This is a genomic window from Pseudomonas sp. NPDC096950, from assembly GCF_044762525.1.
In the GTDB taxonomy this organism is placed as follows: domain Bacteria; phylum Pseudomonadota; class Gammaproteobacteria; order Pseudomonadales; family Pseudomonadaceae; genus Aquipseudomonas.
Window position 1 is genome coordinate 43,690 of sequence record NZ_JBIWEL010000018.1, and the last position, 11,581, is coordinate 55,270.

Annotated in this window: 13 protein-coding genes; 2 read left to right on the forward strand and 11 right to left on the reverse strand. The window is 57.6% G+C overall.

Annotation, left to right across the window (positions count from 1 at the left end; genetic code table 11):
- Positions 1–3: 3 nt before the first annotated feature.
- Complete coding sequence (locus ACIQY3_RS24000) at positions 4–324, reverse strand: type II toxin-antitoxin system YafQ family toxin (protein ID WP_403024467.1); 321 nt, start codon at positions 322–324, stop codon at positions 4–6.
- Complete coding sequence (locus ACIQY3_RS24005) at positions 284–574, reverse strand: type II toxin-antitoxin system RelB/DinJ family antitoxin (protein WP_403024470.1); 291 nt, start codon at positions 572–574, stop codon at positions 284–286. Before ACIQY3_RS24005 ends, ACIQY3_RS24000 begins: the two co-directional genes overlap by 41 nt.
- 487 nt (positions 575–1,061) lie before the next feature.
- On the opposite strand from ACIQY3_RS24005, the gene ACIQY3_RS24010 reads away from it, so the two are divergent.
- The gene (locus ACIQY3_RS24010; protein ID WP_403024473.1) at positions 1,062–1,988 is read left to right on the forward strand and encodes a LysR family transcriptional regulator; all 927 of its coding nucleotides are present in this window, start codon (positions 1,062–1,064) and stop codon (positions 1,986–1,988) included.
- Here the strand turns inward: ACIQY3_RS24010 and ACIQY3_RS24015 are convergent.
- From ACIQY3_RS24015 to ACIQY3_RS24040, 6 genes are all read right to left on the reverse strand, one after another.
- Entirely contained in the window at positions 1,905–2,222 is a 318-nt protein-coding gene (locus ACIQY3_RS24015) for an AzlD domain-containing protein (RefSeq protein WP_054054336.1), read from the reverse strand. The two genes, ACIQY3_RS24010 and ACIQY3_RS24015, sit on opposite strands and share 84 nt — an antisense overlap.
- Positions 2,201–2,917 (reverse strand): AzlC family ABC transporter permease, encoded by a 717-nt coding sequence (locus ACIQY3_RS24020; protein ID WP_403024477.1) that lies wholly within the window; start codon positions 2,915–2,917, stop codon positions 2,201–2,203. The genes ACIQY3_RS24015 and ACIQY3_RS24020 overlap by 22 nt, the downstream gene beginning before the upstream one ends.
- Complete coding sequence (locus tag ACIQY3_RS24025) at positions 2,914–3,351, reverse strand: GNAT family N-acetyltransferase (RefSeq protein WP_403024480.1); 438 nt, start codon at positions 3,349–3,351, stop codon at positions 2,914–2,916. The genes ACIQY3_RS24020 and ACIQY3_RS24025 overlap by 4 nt, the downstream gene beginning before the upstream one ends.
- Positions 3,352–3,364: 13 nt before the next feature.
- A complete protein-coding gene (locus ACIQY3_RS24030) occupies positions 3,365–4,111 on the reverse strand; it encodes a 2OG-Fe dioxygenase family protein (RefSeq protein ID WP_403024483.1) in 747 nt (248 codons plus the stop codon).
- A 230-nt stretch (positions 4,112–4,341) separates the two neighbouring features.
- Complete coding sequence (locus ACIQY3_RS24035; RefSeq protein WP_403024486.1) at positions 4,342–5,628, reverse strand: OprD family porin; 1,287 nt, start codon at positions 5,626–5,628, stop codon at positions 4,342–4,344.
- A 279-nt stretch (positions 5,629–5,907) separates the two neighbouring features.
- On the reverse strand, positions 5,908–6,576 hold the full coding sequence (locus tag ACIQY3_RS24040; protein WP_403024489.1) for a DsbA family protein: 669 nt from the start codon (positions 6,574–6,576) through the stop codon (positions 5,908–5,910).
- A 254-nt stretch (positions 6,577–6,830) separates the two neighbouring features.
- On the opposite strand from ACIQY3_RS24040, the gene ACIQY3_RS24045 reads away from it, so the two are divergent.
- Positions 6,831–8,927 carry a TonB-dependent receptor gene (locus ACIQY3_RS24045; protein WP_403024492.1) on the forward strand — a complete coding sequence of 699 codons (2,097 nt, stop codon included), beginning with the start codon at positions 6,831–6,833 and terminating at the stop codon, positions 8,925–8,927.
- A gap of 184 nt (positions 8,928–9,111) precedes the next feature.
- Here the strand turns inward: ACIQY3_RS24045 and ACIQY3_RS24050 are convergent, their stop codons facing one another.
- From ACIQY3_RS24050 to aguB, 3 genes are all read right to left on the reverse strand, one after another.
- Positions 9,112–9,324, reverse strand: coding sequence for a hypothetical protein (locus ACIQY3_RS24050; protein ID WP_054047717.1), 213 nt, complete (start codon positions 9,322–9,324; stop codon positions 9,112–9,114).
- A gap of 244 nt (positions 9,325–9,568) precedes the next feature.
- Entirely contained in the window at positions 9,569–10,675 is a 1,107-nt protein-coding gene (gene aguA, locus ACIQY3_RS24055) for an agmatine deiminase (RefSeq protein WP_403024495.1), read from the reverse strand.
- Positions 10,676–10,679: 4 nt separating this feature from the next.
- On the reverse strand, positions 10,680–11,558 hold the full coding sequence (aguB, locus tag ACIQY3_RS24060) for an N-carbamoylputrescine amidase (protein WP_403024498.1): 879 nt from the start codon (positions 11,556–11,558) through the stop codon (positions 10,680–10,682).
- Positions 11,559–11,581 lie beyond the last annotated feature (23 nt).

Here is an 11,581-nt window from a genome sequence, read left to right on the forward strand (position 1 = left end):
GATCTATTTGAATAGCTCGGAGTGACTTCCAAGATCAACAAACGTAATCAAATCGGGCCGTGTGTGCTCATAGACCAGCAAAAAGTCGCCACCAATATGACACTCCCGAAATCCAGTCCAATCGCCGGTCAAAGCGTGATCCAGATACTCAGCCGGCAGTTGCTCACCAAGAAACAGCATGACCATCAATTGGCGGACTTCATTCATGTCACGACGCCCAGCCCGCCTGTATCGTTCCCAAGACTTCTTGAATTCTGAAGTTTGTGCGCACTGTTTAGGCAACTCAGCGCGTTTTTGCTTTTTTTCCGGTTTCGCCATCAGCATCCCTTAGCATGTCGTCTATCGAGTCGAACCGCTGGCGAATATCTCGCGCTTCCAACATCGCGCGGGCAGTCTTCTCAGAAGGGACGCGAACCTCAAACGGGAGCCCTTGTGTCGCCACCACTTGGCGGAGAAAAAGACGCATGGCGTCACTGATGCTCAGCCCGCAAGCGCTCAATACTTCTGTAGCACGCATTTTCAGATCCTCATCAATGCGGCAACGCACGTCAGTGGTTTTCAGTAATGCACCCATGTTAATTACCTCACTGTTTATTTGTAGCTACATTAGCGCTACCTCTGATTGTGGGCGGGGGCTCATTTTCGGTCAATGCCAAGTTGATAAGCGGCCTAACATCGACTCAATGGAAAAACGTCTCGGGTATCGACTGGAGGTTTCTCGACCTATTAAAACCGCTCCGGTTAGCGGCAACCATCAGCCCGATCGCAACGCTCCCTAAGACACGTCCGAGACCATTGCAGGAAGAATCCACCACAGCCGTAAGCCCCACCCTCCAAAAAATGCCCAAACCTCCCCGGCCCAGGCATCTTTTTTGACCCCAATCATCCCGCCCCCGCCAAAAACCCCGATCCTGTGTAAGCCTCCAGCCATCGGCTGCGGAATCAATTCGCTACTAAACCCGCGACAACTATGCTCAGGTGCAGGAATATAGCCGGCATAGGCGCAGGATCGGCCGCTAAGTACACAACAATTGCCAGCCCACTTTAGAGGGCATTACCCCATGGATAGCAGAACCTTACGCAACCTCATGCGCATTGTGCAGACCGGCTCGTTGTCGGCGGCGGCAGAGCATTCCTGTTTGACGGTGCAGGCATTGGCCGCGCAGTTGAACAAGGTCGAAGAGCAGTTTGGTTTTCGCCTGTTTCGACGTTCCAACAAGGGCTTGACCCTGACGGCGCAGGGCACGGAGCTCACGCCTTATATCGACAAGGTCCTGGTCGCCACGCGGCAGATGGAAGAGAAAGTCGCCGCGTTGAAAGTGCCCGGTCAGCGCACGCTGAAAGTGGCACTGAATACCACGCTGTCGGAGGACTTCAATCGGCGAATGATCGGACGCCTGTTTGAGGTTTTTCCGGATCATCAATTGGAGTTCTCCTACGCCGAGTCGATGGAAAACCTCAGCAAGCTGAAGAATGAAGACTTCGACCTGGCCGTGCTGATCGGCCCGCAAAAGCCCGGGTTGCCCAGTATTTTGCTGCCAGACGTGCACGTTCAGGTGGTCGGTGCGCACTGCGGCCAGGAGAACGATCCGCTGGTGATGCTCGGCGACAAGCTTCAAGTTCGTCCGGCGGACGATTGTCCGTATTCCCACAGCTTTTTGCGCTTTCTCGACGCGGGCCTGGGCAATTACGAAACCGGGCAACGGACGATTTACTCCTGCAGCGAGACCCTGACCCTGTCGCTGATCCCGCAAATGGACGGCATCGGCATGGTGTCCCGCGAGGCAGCCCAGCGTAACGGCTTGACCATTTTCCCGGATTTCGAGGATTTCCTCGAAGTGCGGCTGGCGGTCAATAACCCTGAGCTGTCGGGCCAGGCGCTCAGTGATGTGGTCGACCTGCGCCTACAGGAACGAGCCGAGCGCAATGTACGCAGCCGTCCCAACCGCCACACTGAGAAAGAGGTTTTTGCTGAAATACGCACATAACAACGTCGGAATCGCGGCATAAAATTCCGGGCGATCGAGCTGCACATGCTGGTCCTTGATCAACAAGGGCGTGAGGCTGATTGCAGCCACGATCGCCACCGGCAGGTATTCCAGCGCTCGCGCAACGAAGGGTGGCCAATGGTCGGTGTTGACCTGCAGCGGCAACGCACGCGGCAGGAAGGTCACGGCCATCATCAGCACGACGACGAGAATCAGGAACGTTTGGTCAGGCATACACCCACCCCGCAACCCACGAACGTGGCGATAAACACGTTGAACGGCGAGCTGCCAACCAGGCTCAGGGCGCCCATGCAGGCGACTGCGGCCGCAGCGGCGATCAGCTTGTTGCGGGTGTTGCACAGCGACACCAGCACGTAGAGCATCATCGCGGTCAGGGCGTAGTCGAGTTGGTACTTGATCAAGTGCGACGCGTACTGCGCGCAGATCGCCCCAAGCAAACCGCCGATCACCCACGAGGTGTGGCAAAACAGGTTGAAGCCGATCAGGTAACGCACGTTGACCGGTGCGCCGCTGCCCAGTTTCACGCTGTGGAAGGCGAACGATTCATCGGTCAGCCCGCCGGCGTAACACCAGCGCTCGAAACGACTGAGCCCCAGCGCCCGCAATGCCTTGGCCATGTAGACCGACATCAGCATGTGCCGCGCGTTGATCAAAAACGTAGTGAGAATAATGGTGGTCAGCGAAGCGCCGCTGGAGATCAGCGCCAACGCGGCGAACTGCGAAGCGCCGGCATACACGAACAGGCACATTGCGACCGGCAACCACACGGGCAACCCGGCGTTGACGGCCATCAAACCAAACACAAACGACACCGTGAAGTAACCGGCCACAACCGGGCTGGCTTCAGCAAAAGTGCGCGAAGGCTGCGGCTCGACCATCAGCGGCTGGGTGCTGGACGTCTCATTCATAGGTCCCTCTCAAAGGTCGTTTCGCCACGCGGCTCGCAAAAACCCTGGGCAGTCCAAAATCGCTTGCCGGCAAGGTTAGCATCGTCGACGAACAGGAACATCCGCAGCACACCGACGCGCTTCATGTCCGCCGAGGCCGCTTCCACCAAACGCTGGCCCACGCCTTGGGCGCGATACTGCGGGCTCACCGCCAAGTGGTTGATGGTGCCACGACTGCCGAGCATGCCGCCGAGCACCGCGCCGACCACTTCGCCACTGAGGTCGAGCGCCAGGTACGCAGTGGTGGTCTTCTGTACCAATACGCCGCGCAGGCATTTGGCGTCCTGCCAGTCGCAGAACGACACCTCGTCGAACTGCCGGAAAAAGCGCTCAAGGCGCAGCGCATCCTTGGCATTGGCCCGCCACAGCATCACTGATGCCGAGGCGCTATCCATGAGGTCAAGCTGTTCAGCGAACAATGTCGAAAGCGGTCCCGGGCCGCGAGAAAGAAATCGCCAGGATTTGCCGATACGCCATGTCGTGGGTATGGACATTGCGCGCCGGGGTCACGTAGTGGCGCATATCGCGATCAAGGAAGAACGTGGTGTCGAGGATTTCCTGATAGGTCGTCGACGCCAACTGTTCTTCGTGGGCGCTGTAGAGACGACTCTCGGCGCCCTCTACATTGTTGCGTCCCCAGAAGTGCACGCCGCTGAACGGGTAACCATCGCAATGGATACCTTCAGGGGTGATTTCCAGTTGTTTGCCCGGCTTGATCTCGATGCGGATCTGATGGATCTGGCATTGCCAGATTTCATCGTGCAACTCCGGCGGCAGGACGTTTTTGTACACTTCAAAATCGATGTCGATAAGACTGCGCATCACCGGCGAATTAATCACTTCATCGGAGAAGTCCTGGAAGTGACGAATCATTCCGCCGACGTAGCTGTTGTTGGCCTTGGACTGCACATAGGCACGGTGTTCCAGCTGCTTCAACTCGCGGGTCACCGGGTTGTATTCAAAATCGCTGTAGCGACGGAAACGCATACCGGATTCGGCCTGGCCGTAATAGCTGTCCGGCTCCATGTTTTCCCAACTTCTGGTCAGTCTGACGAAGTCGGCGAAATGACCGTAGAGATTGAAGTCACCACCCTGGACGTTGACAAATTTGTCGCGCCTTAGCGATTCGCCAACTTCTCTGTTTAAAACGATCATTACAAGTCTCCGCTGCGTTGAGCGGCCTAATCTATTAGGTGCAGGATTTCCGTCCATGAGAAAGAATTTCAGGCATCTCAAGCGTTGCTTGAAGCGCGGTTAAAACATGTCTTGAATCGGCTTTTTTATGCTCAAAAAAGCGTTTTTAGAACGTTTTTACCAAAAAGCAGCAAAAAAAAACCCCGAGCCAGTCGGGGTTTTTTAGTGAGTTTTATTAACTCAATCGATCATCAGAAGATGTTGATCGGGTAATCCACGAACACACGCACTTCGTTACCGCTGACGTTGTACTCGCTGGATTTCTGCGACACGCGCAGGATCGAACTGCGCAGTTTCACGCTTAGGTCTTTGGCCGGGCCACTTTGCACGACGTACTTGAACTGGTTGAAGATTTCGCGCTCGGTTCCGCCTTCGCTGGTGGACGTGGTGATGTTGTCACCGCGCACGTAAGCGAAGTTGTAGCTCAGGCCTGGAACGCCGAATGCGCTGAAGTCCAGGCCGTAGCCCAGTTGCCAGCTGCGTTCGTCTTCGGCGTTGAAGTCGGACCAGTAGGAGTTGGCCAGGTAGATGGTGTTGCCACCATCGCCGACGCGACCTTGGTCTTTCTGATAGCCGCCGTAGGCGTAGCCCAGGTTGCTGTCGCCAGTGCTGCGCTGGTGAGCGAGGGTGAACGAGTGCGGGCCGGTGGCGAAGGTCGCTGCCAGGCTCCAGATCTTGTTGTCGTCGCCGGTGATACCGTTTTCGCGGACGTAGGAATTGTCCAGCTTGGTGCGGTAGCCGTTGAAGTCCAGGGTCAGGGACTGATCCTTGTCGATCGGGAACACGTAGTTAGCGTTCACGTATTGCTTCTTCAGCACGTCTTCGACGTCGGACGCGTAGACCGCAGCCTTGAATTGTTCGGTGAACTGATAGCTACCGCCCAACACGTTGATCGACTTCAAGCCACCGCTGTCACGGCCTTCAGCGCTTTTACGCGATTCGGCGGTGAAACGACCGGCGTTCAGTTCCAGGCCTTTGATCTCCTTGGAAGTGATCAACGTGCCGGTGTAGCTTTCCGGCAGCAGCCGCGAGTTGTCGTAGTTCAGCACCGGCAGCGCCGGCATCTGGTCGCCGTAGGTCAGCGTGGTGCTCGACAGACGGAATTTGACGGCTGCGCCGCCCTTGGACAGGTCGTTGGCTGGGTTGCCGCTGTCGCCCTTCTTGAAGAAGTCGATGCCCTGGGCACCGCTGCGGTCTTCACTGCGTTCCAGATTCAGTGCGTACAGACCGAAAGCGTCCACACCTACACCGACGGTGCCTTGGGTGAAGCCGGACGAGAACGTACCAATGGCCGCTTGGCCCCACTCGGATCTGTCTGGGTTGCCGTCCTTGTAATCACGGTTGATGTAGGCATTGCGCAGCAGCACTTTGAGGCTGCTGTCTTCAACAAATCCCTTGGCTTCGGCCTGGTCGTTAGCCATGGCCTGTGTAGCGCTCAACATCCCCAGAGCGATCAGGCTGATTCGCTTGTTCAACATTTTATTTTCCTTATTACTGGTTGATACGCGCTGTGCCGAACGGCTGAAACGGCGCTATTGCGCTCTTTTTTCACCCTGAAACAAAAAAGACCCGCCCACGAGCAATCGCGGCGGGCCTTTTTATTGTTTTGTGAGTCGTGGCGGTTGGCCACAGGCGTTGGCGCGAATCCTATCCGCGCCCTCAACGTTATGTCAATTTCATGAATCGTCTGAGAATAGGCAAAAATCGTCTAAGAATTCACTTGTCTACGAGCTTCAGTTGCAGGATTTGGCGGGAATTCAGTGGATGCAGCCGTCGAGGCCACAGGCCTGAAACGCGGACTGCGCTTGGGTTGGAAGCGACTGACTCAACCAAGCGGCGAAGGCTTCTGGTTTGCCTAGCCATGGACCGATGTCGATCAAGGTGAATTGGCCGTTCTGTTCCAACGCGAAAGTTGGAAAGCCCTGGCCACCGACGTTGGCCAACAGTGCGCGGCTTTCCTTGATGTGGCGATCGGTGTCGACATCTTTAAACGCGCTCTGAAAGGCTTGAGGTTCAAGACCGAGGGCGTTCGCCAGTTCCAACAGGACCGCTTCATCAGCGATGCGGCGCCCTTCCAGATAATGAGCACTCTGCAAACGCCCCAGCAATTCCAGTCCGCGGCCGGCGATTTGCTCGGCGGCCAACACGGCGGCAATCGGCGGTGCGGAATCGAAGACAGCGGTTTGGTCGCGCAACAAGCCTTCGAAATACGCCTCGCCAAATGGCTGGCCGGTGAATTCAGCGATGCGCCGATCGTGAGGCATGACGTAATTGCGCAGTTGTGGCGAAACGGTCTGGCGGTTGGCGCCGGTCATCATGCCGCCGCCATGGGCGATTACCGGCAATACGGCTTGGGCGGCTTGCACTAAAGGTTTGGCGCCATAACACCAACCGCACAACGGGTCGTAAATGTAGTGAAGGGTCATGGGAAGACTCCGGCGAAGAGGTGGGAAAAATCGATGCCGGCAGACTAGCCCTCGGACCATTTCGGAAAAACGCTGGAATGGCTTTCAGTCTGTTTCGGGAATCGGTCGAATAACTTCTCAGCGTTGGGGTATCAACCTCGACACAAGTTGAAACAATCATTCAGGGGAACTTTTCAGGAATAATTAACAGAAGTAAATAGCAAGCATTACCATTCGCAACCTCGAATTCCTTCCCCCTTTCGGATGCGCTTCAGATGCCTGCCCCGTTCCGCTTAACGCCCATTACCCTTGGCTTTTCTGCTTTGTTGTCTGCCGGTTTCGCCGGTGCCGCGACCACCGTTTTACCTGAAACATCCATCAGCGCCGAAACAGCTGAAGCCGACGACCCACGGGTAAAAGAAACCAGCACCGCCACGCGCACGGCGACCCCAGTGCGCTATGTGCCGCAAGCCATCGACTCGATAAAAACCGCCAATATCGCGGATTACGGTACCAATGACCTGGGCACCGCGCTCAGCGGCATTCCTAACGTCAGCAGCAGCGCGGACACCCGTTTCGACGGCCTGCGCATCCGTGGTTTCGACGCCAGCAACGACTTCTACCTCGATGGCATCCGGGACGACAGCCAATACGTGCGCGACTTGCACAACATCGAGCGAATCGAAGTGCTCAAGGGCCCGGCCGCCGTGTTGTATGGCCGTGGCAGCCAGGGCGGGATCGTCAACCGCGTCAGCAAGCTGCCGCAATTCGGTCGTCGTTCGACCATTGAAGCCCAGGGCGGCAGCGAAGATTTGCGCAGTCTTTATGCCGACCTCAGCACCGACCCGAGCGAGAACATCAGCCTGCGCCTGAACATGGGCAACATGGACGAGAACAGCTTCCGCGACGGTGTCAGCGGCAATCGCCAACTATTCGCGCCGTCCATGAGCTGGCAACTGACGCCGGACCTGAACTGGCTGGTGCAGTACGAATACAGCCGCTACAACCGTACGCCGGATCGCGGCGTTCCCGGGGTAAACGGACGCCCGGCGGATGTAGGACGGGATACGACCTACGGCAACGATCACGATTTCATCGACGACAAGTCACAATCCCTACGCTCGAAACTCAGCTATGAACTGAGCGACAACTGGCAACTGCGCCATACCCTGGGCGTGTTTAAACTCGACAGTGATTTCGACAACACCTACCTGACGGGTTATGACCCGAAGACCAACAAAGTCGCACGCCAGCACTGGCAACAAGACCTGACCACCCGCAACGTATTCAACAACGTCGAGCTGGAAGGTGGCTTCGACACTTTCGGGCTTGAGCATCGCTTGCTGACAGGTATCGAGATCGGCAGCCAGCGTCGCGACCCGAAGCTGTACAACGCCGCCACATCGGGGGCTGGCAGCTCTCCTGTGCCCGCGCTGGATCTGTACAACCCGAATCGCGATGTGCGCCACACCGGGCGCATGCAAGCGTTCAGCAACAGCCACACCGAAGTCGAAAGCCGTGCGGTGTACGTTCAGGATCAACTGCGCCTGAACGATCAATGGCAACTGCTCGCCGGTTTGCGCTACGACACCTTCGACATCGAGTCGACCAACAAGCTGCGGGACATTTCCGAAGACCGTGACAGCCACAGCACCAGCCCTCGCGTAGGAATCGTCTGGACACCGCTGCAGAATCATTCCTTCTACGCTTCCTGGACCAAGACGTTTTCGCCTGTGGGCGGTGGCTTGATCGGCATCACGCCTGGCGTGGCCGGTAACAGCAACGACTTGAGCCCGGAGCTGACCAAGCAAAAGGAAATCGGTGTGAAGAGCGACTGGCTCGACGATCGCCTGAGCACCACCCTGGCGATCTACGAACTGGAACTCTACAACCGCCGCACCAGCGATCCGCTCAACCCGACCATTACCTTGCTCACCGGCGAGCAACGCTCCCGTGGTATCGAATTGACCAGCACCGGCAAACTCGGAGGCAACTGGTACGTGCGCGGCGGCGTCGGTGTGCAGGACGCGACCGTGGTCAAAGATAAAAACGGCCTGGAAGGCAAACGCGTCACCAACGTGGCCAAGCACAACGGCAGCCTGTTCCTGACTTGGAAACCGGAGATGGGCTGGTACGCGGAGACCGGCCTGACGTTCGTGGGCGAGCGTTATGCCGACAACCTCAACACCACCGCCCTGCCGGGTTATGGCCGCTGGGATGCCCTGGCCGGGTTCCGGCAGAAGGACTGGGACTTGCGCGCGGCGTTGAACAACATCAGCGACAAGACTTATTACTCGTCGGCCACCAGCCAATATCAGATTCAGCCAGGGGCGCCGCGTAGCCTGGTGGTGACCGGGACTTACAGCTTCTAATCGATACCCTGTGGGAGCGGGCTTGCTCGCGAAAGCGGTGTGCCAGTCAGAGAATTGTTTACTGACACTCCGCCTTCGCGAGCAAGCCCGCTCCCACATTTGATCTCCGGTGTTCATAAAACCATCGCCCATAAAAAAGCGCCGCCCTCCCGGCAGCGCTTTCGGCAATCCTTTGTTGTTCTTTTTATCCTTCCATCACATCCCACAACGCTTCCAGTTCCGCCTCGCTGAATAAACCAGCGGGGTAGCGCTCGATCATCATCCGGCGCGGATCAGGTTCCCTGATCTGACGCGTTCCATTGGATTTCAACCAGTGCGCAAGGATCTGGAGCGATTCGCCATTGACTGCCAGGGGATGCAATGCCCGCTCGCTCACTACGTTCACTTCGGCGTTCATTTCGGCGCTCTCTCCCGGTTTGTGAGCGGCTAACTTATCCAAGGTTTATGACAGAACGTCGCCGTTCTCCCCTCCCTGTATTGCGCCATGACAGATACAAGAGCTGTGCCAATGTTTCCGACCTGTCGATGAGCGGATACAAAAAAGCCCGCGGTCCTGACGGGCTGCGGGCTTTCTGTAAAACGAAGCGGGGAAACGTTTGCGCGAGTGATTATGTAATCAACTCAGGCTGTTACAACCCCACTCACTCGTTGTGCGGCGCGGGCTGTTGTTGGGTAAGGCAGTGGATGTTACCGCCGCCCAGTAACAGTTCGCGGCCGGGCACCATCACCACTTCGTGCTGCGGGAACAGGCTCTGCAGAATCTCCTTGGCCGGGCCGTCCAGCGGATCATCGAAGCTTGGCGCGATGATGCCGCCGTTAACGATCAAGAAGTTCACGTAGGAACCCGCCAGACGCAGGGTAGGATTGCGCTCCTGAGTGCCGTCCACCGGATCGACACCGGCGCACTCTTCTTCGGTCGCATACAGCGGCCCCGGAATCGGCATTTTGTGCACCGTGAATGGGCGACCCTTGGCGTCGGTGCTGCTTTCCAGCACTTTCATCGCCGCCTGGCAACGCGGGTAGTTCGGGTCCTGCGGGTCATCGGTCCAGGCCAGCAGTACTTCACCGGGACGCACGTAGCAGCAGAAGTTATCCACATGACCGTCGGTTTCGTCGTTGAACAAACCGTCCGGCAGCCAGATGATTTTATCCACAGCCAGATTGGCGCTGAGTACCGCTTCAATGTCCGCCCGGTTCAGATGCGGATTGCGATTGCGGTTAAGCAGGCATTCTTCGGTAGTGATCAGCGTGCCTTCGCCGTCAACGTGAATCGACCCGCCTTCGAGCACGAAGCCTTCGGTGCGATAGCGTTGGCTGCGCTCGATCTCGAGGATCTTGCCGCCGACCTGGGAATCGCGGTTCCACGGCGAGTACAAACCGCCGTCAAAACCACCCCACGAGTTGAAATCCCAGTTCACACCACGAACTTCGCCGCTGTGATTGATCACGAACGTCGGGCCGGTGTCGCGAACCCAGGCGTCGTCACTGGACATCTCGACCACGCGGATATTCGGCACGTCGAGACGGGCGCGGGCGTTTTCATACTGGCCGGCGGATACCGCCACGGTCACCGGTTCAAAACGGGCGATGGCCTTGGCCACCGCAACGTGCGCGGCTTGCGCCGGTTTGCCGCCCAGGCGCCAGTTGTCCGGGCGCTCGGGCCAGATCATCCAGGTCTGGGTTTGTGGCGCCCACTCGGCGGGCATATAGAAGCCGTCGGCGCGCGGGGTGCTGTTTAAAGTGGTCATGCGGTCAGGACTCCAGGGAACCGTCGAGGGTTTTGAGCGCATTGTATAGGTTCGGGCGACGATCACGGAACGAGCCCCATGCGCTGCGAATGTGTTCGAGTTCATCGAGGTCGAAGCGCTGGACCAATACGCCTTCTTCGGTCTGGTTGAGTTCCTGGACCTTCTCGCCGAACTGGTTGGCGATGAACGACGAGCCGTAGAAGGTAATGTCGTAGCCGTCCTGCTCTTCGTTGCCGATGCGGTTGCTGGCGATCAGCGGCATCAGGTTGGCGCCGGCATGGCCCTGCTGCACGCGTTGCCAATGGTCGCGGGACGAGATGGACTTGTCGTGAGGCTCGCTGCCGATGGCGGTCGGGTAGAACAGGATTTCCGCGCCGAGCAGCGCCATGCTGCGGGCGCATTCCGGGAACCACTGGTCCCAGCAAATGCCCACACCGATTTTCGCGTAACGGGTGTTCCAGACTTTGAAGCCGGTATCGCCCGGGTTGAAGTAGTACTTTTCGTGGTAGCCAGGGCCGTCCGGGATGTGGCTTTTCCGATAAATCCCGAGGTTGGAGCCGTCGGCATCGATAATCGCGATGCTGTTGAAACGCGCGCAGCCGGCCAGTTCGTAGAAGCTGATCGGCAGCACCACTTGCAGTTCCCTGGCGACTTTCTGGAAGTGCTTGATGGCGACGTTGTCTTCAACGGTCGTGGCCAGTTGCAGGTATTGCGGGTTCGGCTTCTGGCAGAAGTACGGCGCCTCGAACAACTCCTGGATCAGGATGATCTGCGCACCTTTGGCCGCGGCCTCACGGACCAGCTTCTCAGCGGTCTCGATATTGGCTTCGAGATCCCATGAACAAGCCATCTGGGTGGCGGCGACGGTAACGATACGGCTCATGAATCATCTCCTGGGTCATTTTT

What these genes read in the sequence shown, in the direction of transcription:
- ACIQY3_RS24000 (WP_403024467.1), bottom strand. Translation starts at nt 324, where the DNA reads ATGCTGATGGCGAAACCGGAAAAAAAGCAAAAACGCGCTGAGTTGCCT.
- ACIQY3_RS24005 (WP_403024470.1), bottom strand. Translation starts at nt 574, where the DNA reads ATGGGTGCATTACTGAAAACCACTGACGTGCGTTGCCGCATTGATGAG.
- ACIQY3_RS24010 (WP_403024473.1), top strand. Translation starts at nt 1,062, where the DNA reads ATGGATAGCAGAACCTTACGCAACCTCATGCGCATTGTGCAGACCGGC.
- ACIQY3_RS24015 (WP_054054336.1), bottom strand. Translation starts at nt 2,222, where the DNA reads ATGCCTGACCAAACGTTCCTGATTCTCGTCGTCGTGCTGATGATGGCC.
- ACIQY3_RS24020 (WP_403024477.1), bottom strand. Translation starts at nt 2,917, where the DNA reads ATGAATGAGACGTCCAGCACCCAGCCGCTGATGGTCGAGCCGCAGCCT.
- ACIQY3_RS24025 (WP_403024480.1), bottom strand. Translation starts at nt 3,351, where the DNA reads ATGGATAGCGCCTCGGCATCAGTGATGCTGTGGCGGGCCAATGCCAAG.
- ACIQY3_RS24030 (WP_403024483.1), bottom strand. Translation starts at nt 4,111, where the DNA reads ATGATCGTTTTAAACAGAGAAGTTGGCGAATCGCTAAGGCGCGACAAA.
- ACIQY3_RS24035 (WP_403024486.1), bottom strand. Translation starts at nt 5,628, where the DNA reads ATGTTGAACAAGCGAATCAGCCTGATCGCTCTGGGGATGTTGAGCGCT.
- ACIQY3_RS24040 (WP_403024489.1), bottom strand. Translation starts at nt 6,576, where the DNA reads ATGACCCTTCACTACATTTACGACCCGTTGTGCGGTTGGTGTTATGGC.
- ACIQY3_RS24045 (WP_403024492.1), top strand. Translation starts at nt 6,831, where the DNA reads ATGCCTGCCCCGTTCCGCTTAACGCCCATTACCCTTGGCTTTTCTGCT.
- ACIQY3_RS24050 (WP_054047717.1), bottom strand. Translation starts at nt 9,324, where the DNA reads ATGAACGCCGAAGTGAACGTAGTGAGCGAGCGGGCATTGCATCCCCTG.
- aguA (WP_403024495.1), bottom strand. Translation starts at nt 10,675, where the DNA reads ATGACCACTTTAAACAGCACCCCGCGCGCCGACGGCTTCTATATGCCC.
- aguB (WP_403024498.1), bottom strand. Translation starts at nt 11,558, where the DNA reads ATGAGCCGTATCGTTACCGTCGCCGCCACCCAGATGGCTTGTTCATGG.